Here is a 21,688-nt window from a genome sequence, read left to right on the forward strand (position 1 = left end):
CCATGGCGAAAGGCGCATCCAAGGGCACCCCGGCGACCGTCGCGGCGGCGAAGGCGGGGATCCAGTACAGCCTGCACCCTTACGAGGTCGACGAGCACGCGGCCTCCTATGGCGAGGCCGCGGCCGAGGCGCTCGGCGTCCCGCCCGAGCGGCTGTTCAAGACCCTCCTGGCCGAGGTGGACGGCAGGCTGACGGTCGGGGTGGTGCCCGTGGCGGGCCAGCTCGACCTGAAGGCGCTGGCCGCGGCCGTCGGCGGCAAGAAGGCCCAGATGGCCGAGCCCGCCGATGCCGAGCGGGCCACCGGCTACGTGGTCGGCGGGATCAGCCCGCTCGGGCAGCGCAAGCGGCTCCCGACCGTGGTCGACGACAGCGCGTCAGCGTTCCCGACCGTCTACGTCTCCGCCGGGCGGCGCGGCCTCCAGATCGAACTCGCCCCCGCCGACCTCGTCCGCCTCACCGGCGCCGGGCTGGCCGCCATCGGCCGCAGGTAGCCGCCGGGCGACGTCCAGCGCCTCGAGGACGCCGAAGGCGATCACCGAGACGAGCGGCCAGAGCGTCAGGACACCCTTGGCCTGGAGGTCGAGCGGGCCGAGGACCCGAGTGCCGTCGGCCCCGGAGGCGACCGCCCGGGTGAACGCGGCGAGGCCGAACCGGTGGCCGAGCCACCAGGCGACGAACGAGCCGAGCAGGCCTCCCGTGCCCAGCGCGAGGACCAGGGCGACGTCGCGGCCCCTGCCGCCCCGCCAGTAGGCGAGGGCCCCGGCCGCCAGGCCGAAGGCCGCGCAGACCGCGGCGAACCTGCCGTCGGCGCCGATGAGGTCCTGCGTCTCGGGGTCGAGGAGGTGCGCCTTCCCCGAGACGATGATGTACTCCGGCCGGACGGCCAGCCACACCCACAGCAGCCCGGCGGGTACGCCGACCAGGGCCAGCGTCCCGGTCAGGGTCGCCCAGACGCGCAGTTGCCGGGCCAAATAGTCACGCTCCTGACGTCCCGGAAAGTTGATCTCTCGCAGCGTAACGCCACCGAGGGGTCCCTCCGGGAAGGGGACACAAACCGGGCCGCCGCGGGTAGTGTTCCGAACATGTCAGGATTCAGCTCGGCGTTCGAACGCCTCGGTGCCGCGCTGTCCGCCATCGTCCTGTCCCAGCAGGAGATCCTGGCGGCCCGACTGCCCCGCGCCGACTGGAGCGCCGACCTCAACGGCCGGACCTACACCAGCGGGGAGACCACTGTAAGGGTGAACCTCCTCGGCAGCTACGCCTCACGAGAGCGTACCTGGTTGTGGGGATGGGCCAACGCCCAGTTCGGCCCCGCCCACCCCGCCGTCGTGCCGACCATGGCCGTCCGGGAGCTGGGCACCCGCCTGGGCGTGCCGGAGTTCACCGACCCCGAGGTCGACCTCTCATGGTTCGAGGGCGGCCACGCGGGCCATCTGATCGCCGTCGCGGCCGCCGGGGTGCTCGGCGGGTCGGGCTACATAGGCGCGGGCTACGACGGGGGCTCGGCCTACCTGCTCGTCGACGACCCCGCGATCCCGCCCCCGGCCTTCGACGCCGCCGCCGTGCCCGCCCTGATCGGCAAGGCCGTCTCGCTCTTCCCCGCCGACCCCCAGCTGACCCTCACCCGCTTCCTGGCCCACCACCACGTGCCCCACCGCCGCTCCGGCGCCCGCACCGAGGCCCGGCTGCCCGGCGGCGGCACCGCCTCCGCCGACTTCTCCGGCGAGCCCGCCTTCGCCGACTGGGCCACCCCCGCCCGCGTCTGACCGGCCCCATCGGCCCCGCTCGGCGTCTCAGCACCTGAAACCGATTCCCGACCCCGGCGTCGCTGTCCGTAGACTTGGCTCTGTGATTTCCCGAATCGACCTGCGCGGCGCCCTCCCCGGCGACCTGCGCGACGTGCTGCCCCGCGCCGACTTCGACGTCGAGGCCGCCCTGGAAAAGGTGCGGCCGATCTGTGAGGACGTGCGGCATCACGGGGTCGAGGCGGTCCTGCGCTACACCGCGCAGTTCGACGGGGTGGAGCTGAGCACCACCCGGGTCCCGGCCGAGGCGATCACCGCGGCGCTGGAGAACCTCGACCCCGCCATCCGCGACGCGCTGGAGGAGGCGATCCGGCGGACCCGGATCGTGCACCGCGAGCAGCGCCGCAAGGACGTCACCACCACCGTGGTGCCCGGCGGCACCGTCACCGAGCGCTGGGTCCCGGTCGACCGGGTCGGGCTCTACGTCCCGGGCGGCAAGGCCGTCTACCCGTCCAGCGTGGTCATGAACGTGGTGCCCGCCCAGGAGGCCGGGGTCGGCTCCCTGGCCGTCACCTCGCCCGCCCAGAAGGACCACGGCGGCCTGCCGCACCCGACCATCCTGGCCGCGTGCGCGCTGCTGGGCGTCGACGAGGTCTACGCCGCCGGCGGCGCGCAGAGCCTGGCGATGTTCGCCTACGGCACCGAGGAGTGCCGCCGCGCCGACCTGATCACCGGCCCCGGCTCCATCTGGGTCGCCGCCGCCAAGCGGTACCTGCGCGGCGTCGTCGGCATCGACGCCGAGGCCGGGCCGACCGAGATCGCGGTCCTCGCCGACGCCACGGCCGACGCGTCCTACGTCGCCGCCGACCTGATCAGCCAGGCCGAGCACGACACCATCGCCGCCTCCGTGCTGGTCACCGACTCGGTCGAGCTGGCCGAGGCCGTCGAAGCCGAACTCGCCGTCCAGGTCGCCCGCACCAAGCACCGCGAGCGGGTCGGCGAGGCGCTGTCCGGGCGCCAGTCGGCGGTCGTGCTGGTCTCCGACCTGGAGGCCGGGCTCGCCGTCGTCAACGCCTACGCCGCCGAGCACCTGGAGATCCACACCGCAGACGCCGCGGCCGTCGCCGCCCGCGTCCGCAACGCCGGGGCGGTCTTCGTCGGGCCGTACGCGCCGGTGTCCCTGGGCGACTACCTCGCCGGGTCCAACCACGTGCTGCCCACCGGCGGCTGCGCCTGCCACTCCTCCGGCCTGTCCGTCCAGTCGTTCCTGCGCGGCATCCACGTGGTGGAGTACGACCGCGCCGCGCTCGCCGAGGCCACCGCCCGGGTCGTCACGCTGGCGGAGTCCGAGGACCTGCCCGCGCACGGCGCCGCGCTCAAGGCCCGCTTCGACTGGGAGATCCCTTCATGACGTCTCTGTCCGACCTCCCGCTGCGCGAGGACCTGCGCGCGGAGAAGGCCTACGGCGCGCCGCAGCTCGACGTGCCCGTGCAGCTCAACACCAACGAGAACCCCTACGGGCCGTCCGAGGCGCTGGTGAAGGCGCTCGGCGAGGCCGTCGCCGAGACCGCGGGGACGCTCAACCGCTACCCCGACCGCGACGCGCTCGCCCTGCGCGCCGACCTCGCCGCCTTTCTGCGCGCCGAGTCGGGCGTCGCGCTGGACGCCTCCCGGGTGTGGGCCGCCAACGGCTCCAACGAGATCATCCAGCAGATCGTCCAGGCGTTCGGCGGCCCCGGCCGCTCCGCGATGGGCTTCGAGCCGTCGTACGCCATGCACCCGACGATCTCCAAGGTGTCCAACACCCGCTGGATCGACGCCTACCGGGCCGAGGACTTCGGGCTGGAGGCCGAACGGGCCGTCGCCGCCGTCCAGGAGCACCGGCCGGACATCGTCTTCCTCACCTCGCCGAACAACCCCACCGGCACGTCGCTGGACCTCGCCGCCATCGAGGCGGTGCTCGAGGTCGCGCCCGGCATGGTCGTCGTGGACGAGGCGTACGGGGAGTTCCGCCGCGCGGGCACCCCGTCGGCGCTGGAGCTGCTCGAAGGCCACCCGCGCCTGATCGTCACCCGGACCATGTCCAAGGCGTTCGCGCTGGCCGGGGCGCGCCTCGGCTACCTCGCCGCCGACCCGGCGGTGCTGGACGCGCTGCTGCTGGTCCGGTTGCCCTACCACCTGTCGTCGGTCACCCAGGCCGTCGCGCGGACGGCGCTGTCCTTCAGGGACGAGCTGCTCGGCTACGTCGAGCAGCTGCGGACGGAGCGCGACGCGGTGGTGGACTGGCTGCGCGGCGAAGGGCTCGAGGTCGCCGACTCCGACGCCAACTTCGTGCTGTTCGGGGAGTTCGCCGACCGGGACGCGCTGTGGCAGCGCATGCTGGACCGCGGCGTCCTCATCCGGGCCGTCGGCCCGCCGCGCTGGCTGCGGGTGTCCGTCGGGACGCCCGAGGAGATGGCGGCCTTCCGCGCCGCCCTGCAGGAATCCCTCAAGGAGACACAGTGAGCAGGATCGGCCGCGTCGAGCGGGCCACCAAGGAGACCAAGGTCTTCGTCGAGATCGACCTTGACGGCACGGGGGAGGTCGAGGTCGCCACCGGTGTGGGCTTCTACGATCACATGCTCGCCCAGCTCGGCAAGCACGGCTCGTTCGACCTGACCGTCCGCACCGAGGGCGACCTGCACATCGACAGCCACCACACGATCGAGGACACCGCGATCGCGCTCGGCCAGGCGTTCAAGCAGGCGCTCGGCGACAAGCGCGGGATCCGCCGGTTCGCCGACGCCTCGATCCCGCTGGACGAGTCACTCGCCCAGGTCACCGTGGACCTCTCCGGCCGCCCGTACCTCGTGCACTCCGAGCCGGAGAACATGGCGCCGATGATCGGCCCCGAGTACGACACCACGCTCACCCGGCACATCTTCGAGTCGTTCGTGGCCAACGCCGAGATCGCCCTGCACGTCCACGTGCCGTACGGCCGCAACGCCCACCACATCGTCGAGGCCCAGTTCAAGGCCCTGGCGCGGGCGCTGCGCTACGCGAGCGAACTCGACCCGCGGGTGCACGGCATCCCGTCCACCAAGGGAGCCCTGTGACCGGGTTCGCCGCCGGGGTGCTCGCCGAGGAGGGGACGGTCGGCCTCTTCGGGATCTCGGTGCCGTGGACGGCGATGCTGCTGTTCGCGGTCGCGCTGTTCCTCGCCTCCGGCGTGTACAGCTTCATCAGGCAGGGACTCAAGGTCGCGGCGGTGATCCTCGCGGTGCTGACCGTGCTGTCGGTCCTCGCCGCGATGGGCAGGCTGTGAGGGAGGGATGGGAATGAAGAACATCGTCATCCTCGACTACGGGTCGGGGAACCTGCGCTCGGCCGAACGCGCGGTGGCCAGGGTCGGCGCCGAGGTCACCGTCACGTCGGACTTCGACACCGCGCTGAACGCCGACGGCCTGGTCGTCCCGGGCGTCGGCGCGTTCGCCGCCTGCATGGCGGGCCTCAAGTCGGTCCGCGGCGAGCAGATCATCGGCCGCCGCCTGGCCGGGGGCCGCCCGGTCCTCGGCATCTGCGTCGGCATGCAGATCCTCTTCGCCGAGGGCGTCGAGCACGGCATCACCACCGAGGGCTGCAACGAGTGGCCCGGCACCGTCGAGCGCCTGCACGCCCCGGTCATCCCGCACATGGGCTGGAACACCGTCCAGGCCCCGTCGGACTCCGTCCTCTTCCGCGGCCTCGACCCCGACACCCGCTTCTACTTCGTGCACTCCTACGCCGTCCGCAAATGGGAACTCCACCCCGAGCGCATGGCCCCTCCCATCGTCACCTGGGCCGAACACGGCGAACCCTTCGTCGCCGCCGCCGAGAACGGCCCCCTCTCCGCCGCCCAGTTCCACCCGGAGAAGTCCGGCGACGCCGGCGCCACCCTCCTCACCAACTGGCTCACCACCGTGTAGCGCGCGCCCGTACATGCACGATGCTCCGGCCGCCTGGCCGGAGCATCGTGCATGTACGCGCCGGCCGCGGCACGCCGGAGTGTCGACACCTCTTGAGCATTTCCGATGCGGTTGGCACAGGGGCGGAAACGACCGTGCCCCGGGCGGCATGCCGAAGCAGAGGGACGGGCTGCTCTCCCTCGTCTGCCTGCGCAACCGGATCATGCGTCACGAGCCCGTCCACGACCGTGACCTCGCCGCCGACCACGAGAAGATCCGCCGGATGCCGCGGTACCTGTCGATCGATCTGGCCGACCACGTGGCCGCGGTCACGCGGGTCGCGGAGGTCCTGTCGCGCAAGGACGACGTCTGCGCGGGCCTCACCGCGCCGAGGTTCTGAGGAGGCGCTGTGGCGGATCTGGTCACGATGGCCGAGATCGCCCGCCGCTGCGGCGTGCGGCGCGGCGCGGTGAGCAACTGGCGCCGCAGACATCCCGGATCTCCGGCCCCGGCCGAGACGCTCCGAGGGCGGGATCTCTTCCCTCCAATGTGCGTCCCTCCTTCCTCGCCATGGGTGGGCCGGGAGTCGGCGTCGTGGCCGCCGGGCAGATCGGGCAGGACCACGGGATCAGAGGGTTCGGGGCCCGCAAGGTGCCACCGCACGTTGCGGCGGGGTTGGAAAGGTTCCGTCTCGAGGAGGGGGATCTCGTCTGCGTCCGGTGCGGGGAACTCGGCCGGGTCGCGCAGGTCGGCGCGGAGCATGAGGGCTGGCTCACCGGAACGTCGTGCCTGCGGATCCGGGTCAAGGAGCGAACCGCCCTCCGCCCCCGCCATCTGCTCCAGGTTCTCGCTCGGCGGGAGACGGTGAGATGGCTCGTCGCCCGCTCGCCCCGCTCGGTGATCGCCAGTCTCCGGACCCGCACGCTCCTGGACCTGCCGGTGGTTCTTCCCCCCACGGCGGAGCAGGAGGCGATCTTGGCGGTCCTGGCGTCCCTCGACGCCGAGGAGGCCGTGCACCGCAGGGTCGCGGAGGAGACGGCGCGACTGCGGTCCGGCCTCGCCGAGAGGCTGCTCGACGGCGAGTTCACCGTGACGACGGGCGATCTTCGGGCATCGGGCCGCCTGCCGGCCGGCCCGCCGGTCTTCGGAGGGGCCGGTGAGGGGCGCTGGACGGTGATACTGGGGGGATGAGCAAGGAGAGGGCTCGGCGGAGGGCCGAGCGGGAGGCTGCGGCGGCTGCGGCGGCCGAGCGGAATCGGGTGCGGCAGGTTCGGCGGACCAGGGTGCGGCGGGCCGTGGGGAAGGTGCTGCCCACGGGGGCGGCGGGGGCCGCGGCTCGGGCGCGGAGGGCGCGGTTCGGGGCCGTGGTGGTGTTCCTGGTGGCCGTGCAGGGCTTCGCCTGGGGGCTGGGGTTCGGGGGGATGGAGCGGTTCGCGGTGCTGGTGGTGTCGCTGCTGGTGGTGCCCGTGGCGGCGTTCCTGGCGTTCGACCGGCGGTGATCGCGGGGGCGGGGAATGCGCGGGCGGGGTGGATGGTTTAAAGTTCAACCAACCAGGGAGGTGCGTCTGATGCAGGCGGCGGCGGTGGACATCCGGCGGGCGGATGAGCGGGACAAGACCAAGATCGACTGGTTGGACTCCAAGCACTCGTTCTCGTTCGGGGGGCACTACGACCCGGACAACACGCATCACGGCGTGCTGTTGGTCAACAACGACGACACCGTGAAGCCCGGGATGGGGTTCGAGACGCATCCGCATCGGGACATGGAGATCGTGACGTGGGTGCTGCGCGGGTCCCTGGTGCACCAGGACTCCGAGGGGCACAACGGGGTGATCTACCCGGGGCTGGCGCAGCGGATGAGCGCGGGGACCGGGATCCTGCACTCGGAGAAGAACGACTCCTGGAGCCTCGAGGGCGGCGACGAGCACGCCGAGCCCGTCCACTTCATTCAGATGTGGGTGGTTCCCGACGAGGCGCGGATCAAGCCCGGCTACGAGCAGCTGGAGATCGGCGACGAGCTCCTGCGCGGCGGCCTCAAGACGGTCGCCTCCGGCATGGCCAAGCACGAGTTCGACACGGCGATCCGGATCAAGAACAAGTTCGCGGCGCTGCACGTCGCGCGGCTGGAGGCGGGCGGGTCGGTGACCCTGCCGGACGCGCCCTATCTGCACCTGTTCGTCGCACGCGGCGACGTCGAGCTGGAAGGCGCGGGGGCGCTGCGCGAGGGCGACGCCGTGCGATTCACCGCCACCGGCGGCCAGAAGGTCACCGCGACGGACGCGGCGGAGGTCATGGTCTGGGAGATGCACGCCAAGGTCGCCGCCTGACGGCCTGACGAGCACGACCCGGGGAAACACGAAGACCGCCCGCCCCTGAGAGGGGCCGGGCGGTCTCGTGGTGCCTACGGGCGGACCAGTGTGCCGTTGTTGTCCAGCGCGCGGTCGAGGTTGACCGCGGCGCTGATCAGCGCCAGGTGGGTGAACGCCTGCGGGAAGTTGCCGAGCGCCTCGCCGGACGGGCCGATCTCCTCGGCGTACAGGCCGACGTGGTTGGCGTAGGTCAGCATCTTCTCGAAGACCATCCGGGACTCCTTGACGCGTCCCGCCGCGGTCAGGGCGTCGACGTACCAGAAGGAGCAGAGGTTGAAGGTGCCCTCCTCGCCCTCCAGGCCGTCGTGGCCGGTCGCGGCGTACCGGTGCACGAGGCTGTCGGAGACGAGCTCCTTGCCCAGGTGGTCGAGCGTCATGAGGAAGCGCGGGTCGGTCGGGCCGGAGAACTTGAGCATCGGCATGCACAGCACGGCCGCGTCGAGCAGCTTGCTGCCCGGGTGCATGACGTAGGCGCCGATCTCCGGGTCCCAGCACTCCTGCTGGACGAACCGGTAGGCCTTGGCCGCGAGGCGCTGCCACTTGTTGGACCGTGCCGGGAGGCCGCGGTCGCGGGCCAGGCGCAGCGCCCGGTCGAACGCGGTCCAGGTCTGCAGGCCCGAGTAGGTGAAGCGCTGGCGGCCGCCGCGGACCTCCCAGATGCCCTCGTCCGGCTCCTCCCAGTGGTCGGCGAGCCAGTCCAGGCGCTTGGACAGGGTCTGCCACAGGTCGTAGGAGATCGGGACTTCGCGGTTGTACATGTACACCGCTTCCATGATCTCGCCGTAGACGTCGAGCTGGCGCTGCCCCGCGGCGCCGTTGCCGATCCGGACGGGACGGGACCCGCGGTAGCCCTCGAGGTGGTCCAGCGTGTGCTCGGGGATCTTGTCGGACCCGTCGACCGAGTACATGATCATGACGTCGCGCTCGAGGGTGGCCTCCTCGCAGCGGAGCTGGAGCCACTCCATGAACGCCGCGGCCTCCTCCAGGAAGCCGAGCTGCATCAGGGAGTAGATCGTGAAGGCCGAGTCGCGCAGCCAGGCGTAGCGGTAGTCCCAGTTGCGCACGCCGCCGATCCCCTCGGGCAGCGACGTGGTGGGCGCGGCGACCAGGGCGCCGGTGGGGTGGTAGACGAGCAGTTTCAGCGCCAGCGCGGAGCGGTGGACCATCTCACGCCAGCGGCCCCGGTAGCGGGACTGCCCGATCCACTTCTGCCAGAACTCCTGGGTGCGCAGGAACATCTCGTCCGCCTCACCCGGCACCAGCGGGTGCACCTGGCCCTGCCACTCCAGGACGACGTCGACGGTCTCGCCCTCATCGAGCGTGAACGTCGCCTTCACCCCGTCGCCGTCGTGGATCAGCGGCACGTTGGAGCGCAGCACGAAGCGGCCGGCCGAGGAGGTGAACACCGCGCCCACCCCTTCGACGATCTCGATCTCGTGCGAGGCGCGGGCGTAGTCGAACGCCGGGTAGCAGCCCAGCTCGAAGGTGGCCCGGCCGCGCACCGCGCGCGCCTGGCGCACGATGAGGTCGCGGGGCGGGGCCGACCCGCTGGTCTCCGGCACCATGAAGTCGATGACCTCGCCGACGGCCTCCGCGGTGAGGAAGCGCGTCATGAGGATGTTGGTGTCGGGCAGGTAGAGCTGCTTGGGGCGGTTGGCCGACCGGCAGGACAGCGAGAAGAAGCCGCCCTTGCGCGCGTCGAGCAGGGAGGCGAACAGGGACGGGGCGTCGAAGCGCCCCGGACAGAACCAGTCGATGGTCCCGTCGGTGCCGACGAGTGCGACGGTGCGCAGATCGCCGACGATCGCGTGTTCTTCGATGGGCAGGTAACGGCCGTACTGGACCGATCCATTTCGAGGCACTCTTTTGATGGTCCTCGCTTGTGTGATGGGCGGATTGCGGACGTGTTAACAGCGTGATCCGTTATACGGACCAGCGGGTAACTCCACTTGCCAGGATAGGTCGGCCTCGGGGGCGGATGTGCCGTGTTGGGTCAGGAGGGGCAGGTGCCCCGGTATTCGTTGATCTCTCGGGTCGGGAAAGCCGGACCTGGGCATAGAAACCGGTCGTATCTGGTGTCTTCATCGACATAACGCTTCAACCAGGACACCGTGTACTTGGTGATCACCGGATTGGGCGTGATGAAGCTCAGGTGCCCGCGCTTGCGCAATTCGATGTAGGCCTTCTCCGGAGCGCGCGTCATGCTCTGGTAGAACGGCTCGGCGTGGCTGCGGACGGGCGCGACCCGGTCGTCGTCGGAGCCGAAGACGAGGGTCGGCACCCGGATCGTCCGCCAGTCCCGCTCCAGGTGCCACGGCGCGAGCGGCACGGCGGCCTTGAGGCCCGGCCGCTGGGCCGCCGCGCGCAGCACCGCGCCGCCGCCCATGGAGTGGCCCATGACCGCGAGGCGGGACGGGTCGATCCGGTCGCGGACGGGGCCGGTGGCCAGCCGGTCCAGCGCGGCGAGCAGCTGGGTGGCGCGGGCGTCCGGCCGGTCCGTGCGGTGCTTGGCGTTCAGGGTGAGCACCACGAACCCGTGCGAGGCGAGGAGCGGGCCGTAGACGGCGATCGACTTCTCGGTGCCGAGGAAGCCCGGCATGATCGCCACCGCGCCGAACGTCCCCTGGGAGATGTCGACGGGGTAGTGCAGGGTGCCCGCGGCGGTGCCCCGCCCGGCCACCAGCCGGGTCCTGGCGACGGCGAAGGGGCCGCCCGAGGCCGTCAGGGACGCCTCGGTGGGCGCGGGGCCCCGCTGGTAGGGGCCCGTGCCCGCCGGGGCCGCCGGGGCGGCCTGGACGGGCAGGAGGGCCACCAGGGCGGCGAGCGGGACGGACAGGACCCGCGAAAGGGTCGAGAGCAAGGGGAGCGCCCCTCTCACTGGGAAGGCGAGTGATCCGACGATCACGAAGTGTGATCCCAGGTGCCGGGGCTTGTCCGCGCGGCACGCGTGCCGGATAGGAAGATCATTCGTTGCGGGGAGGGGAAAACGCCGGTCAAGGCCGTTCCCGGTAGGCTTTCCGGCATGACCCTGACGCTCCTTCCCGCCGTTGACGTCGCCGATGGCCAGGCCGTGCGCCTGGTGCAGGGCGAGGCCGGCACCGAGACCGGCTACGGCAACCCCCTCGACGCGGCCCTCGCCTGGCAGAGCGCGGGCGCCGAGTGGATCCACCTCGTCGACCTGGACGCCGCCTTCGGCCGCGGCTCCAACCGCGAGCTGCTGCGCGAGGTCACCGGACGGCTGGACGTCAAGGTCGAGCTCTCCGGCGGCATCCGCGACGACGCCTCCCTGCGCGCCGCCCTCGACACCGGCTGCGCCCGGGTGAACCTCGGCACCGCCGCGCTCGAGGATCCCGAGTGGACCCGCCGCGCCATCGCCGAGTTCGGCGACCGCATCGCCGTCGGCCTCGACGTGCGGGGCACCACCCTCGCCGCGCGCGGGTGGACCCGTGAGGGCGGCGACCTGTGGGAGGTGCTGGACCGGCTGGAGGCCGACGGCTGCCCCCGCTACGTCCTCACCGACGTCACCAAGGACGGCACGCTGCGCGGCCCGAACGTCGAGCTGCTGCGCGAGGTCTGCGGCCGCACCGACAAGCCGGTGATCGCCTCCGGCGGCGTGTCCTCCCTGGAGGACCTCAAGGTGCTGAAGGACCTCGTGCCGCTCGGCGTCGAGGGCGCGATCGTCGGCAAGGCGCTCTACGCGCAGGCCTTCACGCTCGAGGAAGCGCTGGAGCTCACTCGATGATCGAACGGATCTCCTCGGGTGGACCCTGGGAGGACCTGATCGGGTACTCGCGGGCGGTGCTGGCGGGCGACATGGCGTTCGTCTCCGGCTGCACCTCGACGGTGGACGGCGAGGTCGTCCACGTCGGTGATCCTTATGAGCAGACCCGCACGGCGTTCCAGATCGCCCTGTGGTCGCTGGAGCGGCTCGGGCTGTCGATCCGGGACGTCGTGCGGACCAGGATGTACGTCACCTCGGCCGAGCACACCGACGCGGTGGGCCGCGCGCACGGCTCGCTGTTCCGCGACGTGCGGCCCGCGGCGTCCATGCTGATCGTCGCCGGCCTGCTCGACTCGCGGATGCTGGTGGAAGTGGAAGTCGACGCGTACCGGGGGGCAGTGGCATGAGCGTGGCCGTGAGAGTGATCCCGTGCCTGGACGTCGACGCCGGCCGGGTCGTGAAGGGCGTCAACTTCCAGAACCTGCGCGACGCGGGCGACCCGGTGGAGCTGGCGCGCCGGTACGACGCCGAGGGCGCCGACGAGCTGACGTTCCTGGACATCACCGCGTCCTCCGGCGACCGGTCGACCACCTATGACGTGGTGCGCCGCACCGCCGAGCAGGTGTTCATCCCCCTCACCGTCGGCGGCGGCATCCGCACCGTCGAGGACGTGAACAAGCTGCTGCGCGCGGGCGCCGACAAGGTGTCGATCAACACCGCGGCGATCGCCAGGCCCGAGTTCCTGCGCGAGGCCGCGCACCGCTACGGCAGCCAGTGCATCGTGCTGTCGGCCGACGCGCGGCGCTGCGCCGACACCCCCTCGGGTTTCGAGGTGACGACGCACGGCGGGCGCAAGGGCACCGGCATCGACGCCATCGAGTGGTGCCGCAAGGCCGAGGAGCTCGGGGTGGGCGAGATCCTGCTCAACTCGATGGACGCCGACGGCACCAAGACCGGCTTCGACCTCGAGATGCTGCGCCGGGTCCGCGAGGTCGTCGGCGTGCCCGTCATCGCCAGCGGCGGCGCGGGCGCCCTGGAGCACTTCCCTCCCGCGGTCGAGGCGGGCGCCGACGCCGTCCTCGCCGCCTCGGTGTTCCACTTCGGCGACCTCCTCATCTCCGAGGTGAAGAGCGCCATCAGGGCCGCCGGCCACGAGGTCCGCTGAGAGCTGCTTTCGCCCGGGTCCCCGGCGCGGGCGAAAGCAGCCAGTCATACGCATAACCTGGCGGGGTGAATGTTGCGATCGCCACTTTCGTCGACCTGCCCGAAGGCGATGAGGACACTCCCGCGCTCATCGCCGAGCTCGGCGCGCTGGGCCATCGCGCCGAGGCGGTGCGCTGGGACGGCCCGGCCGACTGGGCCGCGTACGACCTCGTCCTCGTGCGCAGCACCTGGGACTACTCGACGCGGCTCGGGGAGTTCCTGGACTGGGCCGCGCGGGTGCCCCGGCTGGAGAACACCGCCGAGGTGCTGCGGTGGAACACCGACAAGAGCTATCTGCGGGAGCTCGGCGCGGCGGGCGTGCCCGTCGTGCCGACGCTCTGGGACCCGGCTGAGCTGCCCGAATGGCCCGACTACGTGATCAAGCCGGCGGTCTCCGCGGGCGCCCGCGACACCGCGCGATGGTCGGCGGAGGAGGCCGTCCCGGCCGCCGCGCACCTCGCGCGGCTCCGCGGCGAGGGCCGCACGGTCATGGTCCAGCCCTACCTCGACGCGGTCGACACCGCGGGGGAGACCGCCCTGGTCTTCTTCGACGGCGAGTTCAGCCACGCCGTCCGCAAGGCCCCGATCCTCACCGCGGGCGCCGGCGTCCAGCCGATGATCGCCGACACCAAGGACGAACGCGAGCAGATCACCCCCCGCGCGGCCTCGAAGGCCGAACTCGCCCTCGCCGCCGCCGTCCTGGCCGCGGCCCCCGGGAACCCGCTCTACGCCCGCATCGACTTCATCCCAGGCCCCGACGGCGACCCCGTCCTCCTGGAACTCGAACTCGCCGAGCCGTCCCTCTTCCTGCACCACGCCCCGGGCTCCGCCGCCCGCCTCGCCTCCGCGATCGTGAAGAGACTCGGCTGACTCTCGCATCGCGGCTCCTTCGTCGACGAAGGAGCCGCGGCGCCGGGGCTATTCGGTGACGGTGACGCCGGTGGAGATCTCCAGGATGACGTTGTCCGGGGTGATGGACTTGACGCGGATGTTGAAGTCGCCGGACTGTTCCTGGCCGTCGAGGGGGACGGTGACGTTCTTGCCGCCGATGTTGACGGTGACGGTGGTGTCGGTGGCCTCGACGAGCTGGGCGTCGACGCCCAGGACGCTCGCCTTGGCGTCGACGCCGCGGTCGAAGGTGACGGTACAGGTGCCGGTGGTGAGGGCGCAGTCGGTGTTCTCGCTCGAGCAGGCCGACACCGTGCCGAGGGCGAGGGCGAGCAGGGGGGCGGCCAGGAGGAGGCGCGTCTTAGCGGAGATCATGCGAGCGAGTGTAGGCGGAGCGCGGCGGCGCGCACATCGCGCCAGGGGACCACTCTCCCGTGCTCCGGAGGGAGGACGCGGGGGGTCCGGCCGATACCAGGCGACGATTTCCGGCGGGGATCTCGAGCGCCGTCACCCGTCGGGCGTCACAGGTCGGGCGCGGACCTGTCGACGGCGGCGGAGACCACACCGGGCTCCTCGGCCGCGCAGGTGGCCAGGCGGCGCAGCCGCAGGCCGTTGTCCTCGGTGAGGGGGGCCATGCTCGCGCCGATCCGGCGGGCCTCCTCCTCGCAGTCCCACAGGGCCTCGGCGGCGTACGCCTCGGCGGTGTGCGGGGCGGTGCGCAGCAGCGCGGTGAGCAGCCGCGGCCGCAGGTAGGCGTACTCGGTGGCGGTCCAGGCCTCCTTGAGCAGCGACACCGCCGCGCCCGCGCGCAGCCGCCCGAGCCCTTCGACGGGGTGCGCGGCCCGGCCCCAGGCGTTGGCCTTGAGGGCGGCGGCGAGGTCGTCGACGAGCACGGGGACGTCCTGGGCGGTGCCGTGCCCGGCGAGGATCGCGATCGCGACCTTCCGGCAGCCCGGTGTGCCGGACGCCCAGCGGCGCGCGCTCGGCAGGGCCGCGGGCCCGCATTCGCGCAGCGCCCGGCAGATCACGCCGCGCCATCTTCCGGCGCCCTCGGGCAGGAACTCCTCCGCGAGATCGAACAGGGCGGGACTGCGGCGTCTGCCGAGTTCCAGGATGGCCTCCACGGAGGCGTCCGAGCGCTGGTGGGCCAGGGCGACGAGTTCGCCGTCGGAGCCGGTCGGGCGGGCGTGCTCCCGGGCACGGGGGGTGGGGCCGGAGCCCCGCCTGGAGACGGCCTCGGCGATCACCGGGTACTCGGCGGCCCACTGCCGGATCACCGGGTTGCCCGGGTCGTCGACGAGCCAGTGCAGGTCGTCCTCGTCGCAGCGCGCGGCGGCGACCGCGCCGAGTCCGGGGACCAGGGCGGGGTCGCCGAGGGAGACCAGGGCGTCCAGCGCCTCGAACCAGTGCGCCCCGTCGGCCGCGTAGCGGCGGAGCGGGGCGGCGGCCTCGCGGCGGCTCAGCCGGACGAGGTCGGTGAGGGTGTCGATGGTGAGCGAGGCGCGCCACTCGTCGCCGTCGTCGGCGTCGGCGGGGTCGAACAGGTGGTCCGACAGCGGGTGGACGGGCAGCTCGAGGTCGACGATCAGGCGCGCGTAGTAGAGGCTGCGCGACTCCACCTGGCGATCCCACCTGGGGTCCCTGCGGACGCAGTCGTACACGAACTCCCCTGAGCCGCGGGTGCGCGCCGCGCGCCTCGCGGCACGGCCGAGACCGCGCTGGAGCTGGCCGTGCAGGGTGTCGACGGGTTGCGTCACATGTGCGTCCACCACGCCAGCATGCGCAGGTGAGGACACGGGGGGCAAGTGCCTTTTCCCTGACGGGCCCGGATGATCACCGGACATCACCCCGTCATCGGCTTTTGTCACCTCCGAGTGATCTTCCGGGAATAACCGTCGGTGCCCGATGGTAGGGATGGATGCCGAAATCATTGGGTAACGCTGGGAGATCTTTCGTGACAGAACGGGTCAACCCCCGGGTACTGCGCGCAGGCCTACGGGTGCTGGGGGTGGCGATCCGCACCGAACCGCTCATGTTCACGCTGTCCGTCGTGGCCAGCGCGCTCTACGGCGGGATGACGGTGGCGAGCGCCTGGGTGCTCGGCGAGGTCACCGAACGGGTGATCCTCCCGGCCTTCGCCGCGGGGGAGACCACGAAGGGGGCGCTCGCCGCGGGCGGGGCGGCGATCGTCGCCGTCTCGGTGCTCAAGGCGCTCGGGGTGGCCGGCCGGCGCTTCTGGGCCGGTCTCATGCAGTACAACCTCCAGGCCCGCTTCCGCAGGTCGGTGACCCGCCAGTACCTGCGGCTGCCCCTCGCCTGGCACCACCGGCACCCGACCGGCCAGCTGCTGTCCAACGCGAGCAGCGACATCGAGGCCGCGTGGGCGCCCATCGCGCCGCTGCCGATGGCCGTGGGCGTGGTGTTCATGCTGGTCTTCGCGGCCTTCTCGATCCTCGCGGTGGACCTTCCCCTGGCCGTCGTCGGCTTCCTGCTCTTTCCGCTGATCGCGCTGCTCAACCTCGTCTACCAGCGCGTCCTGTCGCCCAGGGTGGCGCGCGCGCAGCAGTTGCGGGCCGAGGTGAGCGAGGTCGCGCACGAGAGCTTCGAGGGCGGCCTCGTGGTCAAGACCCTCGGGCGGGAGGCCGCGGAGACCGAGCGGTTCCGGACCGCCGCCGAACGGCTGCGCGACGCCAACGTCGACGTCGGCAGGGTGCGCGGCCTGTTCGACCCGGTGCTGGAGTCCCTGCCCCGCTTCGGGGTGCTCGCGGTGCTGCTGTTCGGTTCGATGAGGCTCGACGCGGGGGCGATCGACACCGGCGACCTCGTCCAGGTCTGCTACCTGTTCACGCTGCTGTCGTGGCCGGTCCGGTCCCTCGGGTGGGTCCTCGCCGAACTGCCCCGCAGCGTCGTCGGGTGGGACCGGGTCCGGGCCGTCCTGGACGCCGAAGGCGCGATGCCGTACGGGAAGGGCGCTCTCGCCGTCGAGGTCGCCGCCCGCCTGGAGGCGGAGGACCTGACCTTCGGGTACGCCGATGACACCACGGTGCTCTCCGGCGCGAGCCTGAGCGTCGCGCCCGGCCGGACCGTGGCCGTCGTAGGGCCGACGGGCTCGGGCAAGTCCACGCTGGCGTCCCTGCTCGTCCGGCTGGTCGACCCGCGTGCGGGCGCCGTCCGGCTCGACGGGACCGACGTGCGGGACCTCGCGCCCGGCGAGGTCGCCCGCGCCGCGGCCCTCGTCCCCCAGGACACCTTCCTGTTCGACGACACCGTGCGCGGCAACGTCGACCTCGAAGGCGACCTCGCCGACGCCGACCTCTGGGCGGCGCTGCGCCTCGCCCAGGCCGACGGGTTCGTGGCGGGCCTGCCCGACGGCCTCGACACCCGGCTCGGCGAGCGCGGCGCGACCCTGTCGGGCGGCCAGCGCCAGCGCCTCGCGCTGGCCCGCGCGCTCGTCCGCAGGCCGCGCCTGCTCGTCCTGGACGACGCGACCTCCAGCGTCGACCCGCAGATCGAGGAGCGCATCCTCGGCGGCCTGCGCGAGAGCGCGGCGAGCGTCGTGGTCGTCGCCTACCGCAAGGCCACCATCTCGCTCGCCGACGAGGTCGTGCACCTCGTGCGCGGCAGGGTCGCCGACCGCGGCACCCACGCCGAGCTGCTCGCCCGCTCGGCCGCGTACCGGGACCTGGTGAACGCCTACGAGCACGCCGAGGCCGAGCGGCCCGACGAGGGCCCGCCCGACGGGACGGCGCTGGAAGGGGCCGACGGAGCCGACGCGGGAGAGGACGTGAGGGCATGACCGCACTGAACGAGACGGCCCTTGACGAGGGCGCGTTCGCCACCCTGCGCCGGGGACTCGCGATCACCCCGGAGTTCCGGCGCGGCCTCGGCCTGACCCTGCTGCTCGCGCTGGTCGCCACCGCGGGCCGGGTGGTCATCCCGATCGCGGTCCAGCAGACGATCGACCACGGCCTGCCCGGCGCCGGCGGGGGCGACCTCGGGTACGTCAGGAACGCCGTCCTGCTGTGCGCGGCGGCCACCGTCGTCACCGCGCTGTCGGCCTATCTGATGAACGTCCGGCTCTACCGGCGCACCGAGGGCTCCCTCGCGACGCTGCGGGTCAAGGCGTTCCGGCACGTGCACGACCTGTCGATGCTCACCCAGGGCGGGCAGCGGCGCGGGGGCCTCGTGTCGCGCGTCACCGGCGACGTCGACCAGATCAGCCAGTTCATGCAGTGGGGCGGGCTGATGTTCCTCGTCTCGGCGGGCGAGATCGTCGTCGTCACCGGGCTGATGGCCGTCTACTCCTGGGAGCTCACCCTCATCGTCTGGGTCGCCTTCCTGCCGCTGGCGTTCGCGCTGCGCTTCTTCCAGAAGCTGATCTCGCGCGCCTACCTGGCGGTCCGCGAGCGGATGGGCGACCTGCTGGCCGCGGTCAGCGAGTCCGTCGTCGGCGCGCCGGTGATCAAGGCTTACGCGGCCGAACGGCGCACCGCCGAGCGGGTGGACCAGGCCGTCGAGGAGGGGCGCACCGCGCAGAAGCGGGCGCAGGCCCTCGTCGCGCTGACCTTCCCGACGAGCGAGATCGTCGCGGCGGTCGCCACCGGGGCCGTCGTCGTCGGCGGCGTGCTGCTGGGGATCGGCGGCGGCATCACCGCGGGCGAGCTCGTGGCGTTCCTGTTCCTGGTGACCCTGTTCGTCAGCCCCATGCAGCAGGCGACGGAGATCCTCAACGACGCGCAGAACGCGATCGCGGGCTGGCGCCGGGTCCTCGGCGTGCTGGACACCGAGCCGGACGTCGCCGACCCGGGCGCGGACGGCGAGGTGCTCGCGCGCGGGCCCGTCGAGGTCCGCTTCGAGGACGTGGCGTTCGCCTACCCGTCGGGGCCGCGGGTCCTGGAAGGGGTCGACGTGCGGATCCCGCCGCAGGCCCGGATCGCGGTCGTGGGCGAGACGGGCTCGGGCAAGACGACCTTCGCCAAGCTGCTGACCCGGCTGATGGACCCCGCCGAGGGGACCGTCCGGGTCGACGGGGTGCCGCTGGACCGGGTGCGGTTCTCCTCGCTGCGCGAGCGGATCGTCATCGTGCCGCAGGACGGGTTCCTGTTCGACACCACGCTCGGCGAGAACATCAGGTACGGGCGGCCCTCGGCGTCGGACGAGGAGATCACCGCGGCCCTCGCCGAGCTGGGGCTGGCCGACTGGCTCGCGGGGCTGCCGCGTGGCCTGGACACCCCGGTCGGGCAGCGCGGGGAGTCCCTGTCGGCGGGGGAACGGCAGCTCGCCGCGCTGGCCCGCGCCTACCTGGCCGACCCGGACCTGCTCGTCCTGGACGAGGCGACCTCCGCCGTCGACCCGGCCACGGAGGTGCGCATCCAGCGTGCGCTGGACGGCATCACGCGCGGCCGGACCTCGGTCGCGATCGCGCACCGCCTGTCCACCGCCGAGGCCGCCGACGAGGTCCTCGTCTTCGACAAGGGCAGGATCGTCCAGCGCGGCCCGCACGCCGACCTCGTCGCCGTCCCCGGCGTCTACGCGGACCTCCACGCCTCCTGGCGCGCCCAGCGCTCCCTTTGACGGGAAGGGGCCGCCCGTCCGGAGGACCCGACGGGCACGGTGCGCCGCCGCCGAAAGGCGCACCGTGCCCCAAGATCGCGGAAAGTTTCTGGACACGAACAAATCCGGAAACCGGCGTATCTCGATTTCGAGATCGAGCCGTCTCTGCCCCGTGAGCTTCACGTGATCAAGCCCGTGTCCAGGCCCTGTGCGCACGATGGATGCGGAAGGTGCCGGTGGGGATGCGGAACGGATCTGTGGAATCGGTCCGGTATGGGCCGTGAACGGGGGAAATACCTTACTGGGCAGGGTTTTCTGCTATCGCGGGCCGTCGCCCTACGGTGATACTCTCGACTCAGCGGTAGCAGTCTTGGTTCGTTACGTGTTCTGCCAGTGGTATAACGCCCGCGCGAACGATGGACAGCGGGCGTTTTGGCTTTCCCGGGGACGGTACCCGGGGGCGAGGACTCCCCGTGCAGACCGCGGTGGGGCCACGAGGTGTGGAACCGTGTTTTGCCGCAAGGAGAAAGACCATGCCCCAGCAGGGCACCGTGAAGTGGTTCAACGCCGAGAAGGGCTACGGCTTCATCGCCGTGGACGGCGGCGGACCCGACGTCTTCGTTCACTACTCGGCCATCCAGAGCTCCGGCTACCGCAGCCTGGAGGAGGCCCAGCGCGTCGAGTTCGAGGTGACCCAGGGCAACCGGGGGCCGCAGGCCGACCAGGTCCGCCCCCTGTAGTACCCCGAGACCGAACCCCGAGACCCGCCTCGAGCACCCCGCCCGAGGCGGGTCTCGCGTTCTCGCCCGGGGCCGGGTGCCGGAGGCGCGGCCGAAAAGCAGGGATAGAGTTCTGTCCATGTCAGCGCAAGCGCCCGCGGCTCCGAACAGCACCGCACTCGACCCCAAGATCGCCTCCCGCCTCAAGCGCACCGAGGACGGGCTCGTCCCGGCCGTGGTGCAGCAGCACGACACGCTCGAAGTGCTCATGATGGGGTGGATGGACGACGAGGCGCTGCACCGCACCCTCACGACCGGCCGCTGCACCTTCTGGTCGCGCAGCCGCAAGGAGTACTGGGTCAAGGGTGCGACGTCCGGGCACGCCCAGTGGGTGAAGTCCGCGGCCCTCGACTGCGACGGCGACGTGATCCTCGTCAAGGTCGACCAGGTCGGCGCGGCCTGCCACACCGGCGACCGCACCTGCTGGGACGCCGACGACCTCGGCGCGCTCGTCGGCCAGCCGGGCCGGTGACCACCGCCCCGCACGCCCTGGAATCCTCCGGCACGCCGGAGGATTCCGGCACGCCGGGGGAGGCCGCCGCGGCTCCCGCGCCGTCGCGTCGTGAGATGGGCTCCGTCGCGCTCGTGTGCGCCGCGGGCGCGGCCCTCGTGGTCTTCGCCACCGGGCGCGTCTGGGCGCAGGCCGCCTTCGCGGGGTCCGGCTCCGGGCACACCTCCGGCATGTCCGACCTGACGGGCGCCGATCTCTCCGCCACGGGCGCGCTCGGCTGGGCGGCGCTCGCGGCGATGGCCGCGGTGTTCGCCGTCCGCGGCGCGGCCCGGATCGCCGTCGGCGCCCTGCTCGCCCTGCTCGGCGCGGGCACCGTGCTGCTCGCGCTGACCGCGACCGACGCCTCCTCGGCGCGCGCGGCCCTGCTCGGCGACTCCGGCACGATCGTGGTCGGCTCCACCGACGCGGTCACCGTGGCCGCCACGGCCTGGCCCTGGCTCGCCGCCGCGGGCGGTCTCGTGATCGCCCTCGCCGGCCTGTGGACCGCGGTCCGCGGCCGCGCCTGGCCCGGCATGTCCGCCCGCTACGAGCGCGGCGCCCGCCCCGCCAAGGCCGCCGCCCCCGACGACCCCGCCGCCTTGTGGAAGTCCCTCGACCGCGGCGAGGACCCCACCGCCGACGCCGACGCCGACACCGAGGCCCCCACGGCCCCCCGCTGACGCCCCTGGACGCAGCCCGGGTGCGCCTGCCCTGGGATCACGGATCCGGGTGCGCCGCCCTGGGATCGTGGGTGCCGGGCGCGACGCCCTGAATGGGGTGTCGCCCCCGGAGTCGTGGATTTCCGGGGGTGACGCCCCATTGACGTAGATTCGGGGTGCGCCTGCCCTGGGATCGTGGGCCATGGGGGCAGCGCACCGGAATCGGGTGATGCCCGGGAAGCGGGGATTTCGGGGTGCCATGCCCTGTTTCGCGGTTCTCGGGTGGTCTGCCCCGGGGGTCGGGGATCCTGTGGCGCGGTGTTCGAGAGGTGGGGATTTCGGGCGTCTCAGGGTGCGA

General features: G+C 72.4%; 25 protein-coding genes. 20 read left to right on the plus strand and 5 right to left on the minus strand.

Annotated features, from left to right (window positions below; genetic code table 11):
• The first annotated feature begins 2 nt into the window (after nucleotides 1-2).
• Nucleotides 3-491 (plus strand): Cys-tRNA(Pro) deacylase, encoded by a 489-nt coding sequence (gene ybaK, locus EDD29_RS07275; RefSeq protein WP_123663535.1) that lies wholly within the window; start codon nucleotides 3-5, stop codon nucleotides 489-491.
• Here ybaK and EDD29_RS07280 read toward each other — a convergent pair.
• Entirely contained in the window at nucleotides 375-971 is a 597-nt protein-coding gene (locus tag EDD29_RS07280) for a hypothetical protein (protein WP_246052564.1), read from the minus strand. The genes ybaK and EDD29_RS07280 overlap by 117 nt on opposite strands.
• 111 nt (nucleotides 972-1,082) lie before the next feature.
• Between EDD29_RS07280 and EDD29_RS07285 the strand changes: the two genes are divergently transcribed.
• The 10 genes from EDD29_RS07285 (at nucleotide 1,083) to EDD29_RS07330 (ending at nucleotide 7,995) form a co-directional block, all read left to right on the plus strand.
• On the plus strand, nucleotides 1,083-1,766 hold the full coding sequence (locus EDD29_RS07285; protein WP_211359591.1) for a DUF6882 domain-containing protein: 684 nt from the start codon (nucleotides 1,083-1,085) through the stop codon (nucleotides 1,764-1,766).
• An 82-nt stretch (nucleotides 1,767-1,848) separates the two neighbouring features.
• A complete protein-coding gene (gene hisD / locus EDD29_RS07290; protein ID WP_123663537.1) occupies nucleotides 1,849-3,156 on the plus strand; it encodes a histidinol dehydrogenase in 1,308 nt (435 codons plus the stop codon).
• Nucleotides 3,153-4,250 (plus strand): histidinol-phosphate transaminase, encoded by a 1,098-nt coding sequence (locus EDD29_RS07295; protein ID WP_123663539.1) that lies wholly within the window; start codon nucleotides 3,153-3,155, stop codon nucleotides 4,248-4,250. The genes hisD and EDD29_RS07295 overlap by 4 nt, the downstream gene beginning before the upstream one ends.
• Nucleotides 4,247-4,840 carry an imidazoleglycerol-phosphate dehydratase HisB gene (hisB, locus tag EDD29_RS07300; RefSeq protein ID WP_123663541.1) on the plus strand — a complete coding sequence of 198 codons (594 nt, stop codon included), beginning with the start codon at nucleotides 4,247-4,249 and terminating at the stop codon, nucleotides 4,838-4,840. Before EDD29_RS07295 ends, hisB begins: the two co-directional genes overlap by 4 nt.
• Nucleotides 4,837-5,049 carry a hypothetical protein gene (locus tag EDD29_RS07305; RefSeq protein WP_123663543.1) on the plus strand — a complete coding sequence of 71 codons (213 nt, stop codon included), beginning with the start codon at nucleotides 4,837-4,839 and terminating at the stop codon, nucleotides 5,047-5,049. The genes hisB and EDD29_RS07305 overlap by 4 nt, the downstream gene beginning before the upstream one ends.
• A 13-nt stretch (nucleotides 5,050-5,062) precedes the next feature.
• A complete protein-coding gene (gene hisH, locus EDD29_RS07310) occupies nucleotides 5,063-5,689 on the plus strand; it encodes an imidazole glycerol phosphate synthase subunit HisH (RefSeq protein ID WP_211359592.1) in 627 nt (208 codons plus the stop codon).
• 148 nt (nucleotides 5,690-5,837) lie between these two features.
• Entirely contained in the window at nucleotides 5,838-6,068 is a 231-nt protein-coding gene (locus EDD29_RS07315; RefSeq protein ID WP_123663547.1) for a hypothetical protein, read from the plus strand.
• A gap of 170 nt (nucleotides 6,069-6,238) precedes the next feature.
• Nucleotides 6,239-6,859 (plus strand): restriction endonuclease subunit S, encoded by a 621-nt coding sequence (locus tag EDD29_RS07320; RefSeq protein ID WP_148085893.1) that lies wholly within the window; start codon nucleotides 6,239-6,241, stop codon nucleotides 6,857-6,859.
• Entirely contained in the window at nucleotides 6,856-7,167 is a 312-nt protein-coding gene (locus tag EDD29_RS07325; RefSeq protein ID WP_123663551.1) for a hypothetical protein, read from the plus strand. The genes EDD29_RS07320 and EDD29_RS07325 overlap by 4 nt, the downstream gene beginning before the upstream one ends.
• A gap of 69 nt (nucleotides 7,168-7,236) precedes the next feature.
• The gene (locus tag EDD29_RS07330) at nucleotides 7,237-7,995 is read left to right on the plus strand and encodes a pirin family protein (protein ID WP_123663553.1); all 759 of its coding nucleotides are present in this window, start codon (nucleotides 7,237-7,239) and stop codon (nucleotides 7,993-7,995) included.
• A 74-nt stretch (nucleotides 7,996-8,069) separates the two neighbouring features.
• Here the strand turns inward: EDD29_RS07330 and EDD29_RS07335 are convergent, their stop codons facing one another.
• The gene (locus tag EDD29_RS07335; protein WP_246052565.1) at nucleotides 8,070-9,899 is read right to left on the minus strand and encodes a glycoside hydrolase family 15 protein; all 1,830 of its coding nucleotides are present in this window, start codon (nucleotides 9,897-9,899) and stop codon (nucleotides 8,070-8,072) included.
• 131 nt (nucleotides 9,900-10,030) lie between these two features.
• On the minus strand, nucleotides 10,031-10,897 hold the full coding sequence (locus tag EDD29_RS07340) for a dienelactone hydrolase family protein (protein WP_123663557.1): 867 nt from the start codon (nucleotides 10,895-10,897) through the stop codon (nucleotides 10,031-10,033).
• A 162-nt stretch (nucleotides 10,898-11,059) separates the two neighbouring features.
• Between EDD29_RS07340 and priA the strand changes: the two genes are divergently transcribed.
• From priA to EDD29_RS07360, 4 genes are all read left to right on the plus strand, one after another.
• Nucleotides 11,060-11,779, plus strand: coding sequence for a bifunctional 1-(5-phosphoribosyl)-5-((5-phosphoribosylamino)methylideneamino)imidazole-4-carboxamide isomerase/phosphoribosylanthranilate isomerase PriA (priA, locus tag EDD29_RS07345; RefSeq protein ID WP_123663559.1), 720 nt, complete (start codon nucleotides 11,060-11,062; stop codon nucleotides 11,777-11,779).
• Nucleotides 11,776-12,165: a RidA family protein gene (locus EDD29_RS07350; RefSeq protein WP_123663561.1), complete on the plus strand. Its 390-nt coding sequence runs from the start codon at nucleotides 11,776-11,778 to the stop codon at nucleotides 12,163-12,165. Before priA ends, EDD29_RS07350 begins: the two co-directional genes overlap by 4 nt.
• A complete protein-coding gene (gene hisF, locus EDD29_RS07355; RefSeq protein WP_123663563.1) occupies nucleotides 12,162-12,923 on the plus strand; it encodes an imidazole glycerol phosphate synthase subunit HisF in 762 nt (253 codons plus the stop codon). Before EDD29_RS07350 ends, hisF begins: the two co-directional genes overlap by 4 nt.
• 65 nt (nucleotides 12,924-12,988) lie before the next feature.
• Nucleotides 12,989-13,831: an ATP-grasp domain-containing protein gene (locus tag EDD29_RS07360; RefSeq protein WP_123663565.1), complete on the plus strand. Its 843-nt coding sequence runs from the start codon at nucleotides 12,989-12,991 to the stop codon at nucleotides 13,829-13,831.
• A gap of 48 nt (nucleotides 13,832-13,879) precedes the next feature.
• Here the strand turns inward: EDD29_RS07360 and EDD29_RS07365 are convergent, their stop codons facing one another.
• Nucleotides 13,880-14,224, minus strand: coding sequence for a hypothetical protein (locus tag EDD29_RS07365; protein ID WP_123663567.1), 345 nt, complete (start codon nucleotides 14,222-14,224; stop codon nucleotides 13,880-13,882).
• A 146-nt stretch (nucleotides 14,225-14,370) separates the two neighbouring features.
• A complete protein-coding gene (locus EDD29_RS07370) occupies nucleotides 14,371-15,618 on the minus strand; it encodes a hypothetical protein (protein ID WP_246052568.1) in 1,248 nt (415 codons plus the stop codon).
• Between the two features lie 149 nt (nucleotides 15,619-15,767).
• On the opposite strand from EDD29_RS07370, the gene EDD29_RS07375 reads away from it, so the two are divergent.
• From EDD29_RS07375 to EDD29_RS07395, 5 genes are all read left to right on the plus strand, one after another.
• On the plus strand, nucleotides 15,768-17,645 hold the full coding sequence (locus EDD29_RS07375) for an ABC transporter ATP-binding protein (protein ID WP_123663571.1): 1,878 nt from the start codon (nucleotides 15,768-15,770) through the stop codon (nucleotides 17,643-17,645).
• Entirely contained in the window at nucleotides 17,642-19,423 is a 1,782-nt protein-coding gene (locus EDD29_RS07380; RefSeq protein WP_123663573.1) for an ABC transporter ATP-binding protein, read from the plus strand. The genes EDD29_RS07375 and EDD29_RS07380 overlap by 4 nt, the downstream gene beginning before the upstream one ends.
• A 512-nt stretch (nucleotides 19,424-19,935) precedes the next feature.
• Entirely contained in the window at nucleotides 19,936-20,142 is a 207-nt protein-coding gene (locus EDD29_RS07385; protein WP_123663575.1) for a cold-shock protein, read from the plus strand.
• A 118-nt stretch (nucleotides 20,143-20,260) separates the two neighbouring features.
• Nucleotides 20,261-20,653 carry a phosphoribosyl-AMP cyclohydrolase gene (hisI, locus tag EDD29_RS07390; RefSeq protein WP_123663577.1) on the plus strand — a complete coding sequence of 131 codons (393 nt, stop codon included), beginning with the start codon at nucleotides 20,261-20,263 and terminating at the stop codon, nucleotides 20,651-20,653.
• A gap of 95 nt (nucleotides 20,654-20,748) precedes the next feature.
• Entirely contained in the window at nucleotides 20,749-21,351 is a 603-nt protein-coding gene (locus tag EDD29_RS07395) for a Trp biosynthesis-associated membrane protein (protein ID WP_123663579.1), read from the plus strand.
• Nucleotides 21,352-21,688: the final 337 nt, after the last annotated feature.

Source organism: Actinocorallia herbida (genome assembly GCF_003751225.1).
In the GTDB taxonomy this organism is placed as follows: Bacteria; Actinomycetota; Actinomycetes; order Streptosporangiales; family Streptosporangiaceae; genus Actinocorallia; species Actinocorallia herbida.

Coding starts and splice junctions, on each gene's coding strand:
- EDD29_RS07325 (WP_123663551.1), top strand. CDS start 6,856: ATGAGCAAGGAGAGGGCTCGGCGGAGGGCCGAGCGGGAGGCTGCGGCG.
- EDD29_RS07285 (WP_211359591.1), top strand. CDS start 1,083: ATGTCAGGATTCAGCTCGGCGTTCGAACGCCTCGGTGCCGCGCTGTCC.
- EDD29_RS07350 (WP_123663561.1), top strand. CDS start 11,776: ATGATCGAACGGATCTCCTCGGGTGGACCCTGGGAGGACCTGATCGGG.
- EDD29_RS07385 (WP_123663575.1), top strand. CDS start 19,936: ATGCCCCAGCAGGGCACCGTGAAGTGGTTCAACGCCGAGAAGGGCTAC.
- EDD29_RS07330 (WP_123663553.1), top strand. CDS start 7,237: ATGCAGGCGGCGGCGGTGGACATCCGGCGGGCGGATGAGCGGGACAAG.
- EDD29_RS07375 (WP_123663571.1), top strand. CDS start 15,768: ATGCCGAAATCATTGGGTAACGCTGGGAGATCTTTCGTGACAGAACGG.
- EDD29_RS07395 (WP_123663579.1), top strand. CDS start 20,749: ATGGGCTCCGTCGCGCTCGTGTGCGCCGCGGGCGCGGCCCTCGTGGTC.
- EDD29_RS07320 (WP_148085893.1), top strand. CDS start 6,239: ATGGGTGGGCCGGGAGTCGGCGTCGTGGCCGCCGGGCAGATCGGGCAG.
- hisH (WP_211359592.1), top strand. CDS start 5,063: ATGAAGAACATCGTCATCCTCGACTACGGGTCGGGGAACCTGCGCTCG.
- EDD29_RS07365 (WP_123663567.1), bottom strand. CDS start 14,224: ATGATCTCCGCTAAGACGCGCCTCCTCCTGGCCGCCCCCCTGCTCGCC.
- EDD29_RS07380 (WP_123663573.1), top strand. CDS start 17,642: ATGACCGCACTGAACGAGACGGCCCTTGACGAGGGCGCGTTCGCCACC.
- hisI (WP_123663577.1), top strand. CDS start 20,261: ATGTCAGCGCAAGCGCCCGCGGCTCCGAACAGCACCGCACTCGACCCC.
- hisF (WP_123663563.1), top strand. CDS start 12,162: ATGAGCGTGGCCGTGAGAGTGATCCCGTGCCTGGACGTCGACGCCGGC.
- EDD29_RS07315 (WP_123663547.1), top strand. CDS start 5,838: ATGCCGAAGCAGAGGGACGGGCTGCTCTCCCTCGTCTGCCTGCGCAAC.
- priA (WP_123663559.1), top strand. CDS start 11,060: ATGACCCTGACGCTCCTTCCCGCCGTTGACGTCGCCGATGGCCAGGCC.
- ybaK (WP_123663535.1), top strand. CDS start 3: ATGGCGAAAGGCGCATCCAAGGGCACCCCGGCGACCGTCGCGGCGGCG.
- EDD29_RS07295 (WP_123663539.1), top strand. CDS start 3,153: ATGACGTCTCTGTCCGACCTCCCGCTGCGCGAGGACCTGCGCGCGGAG.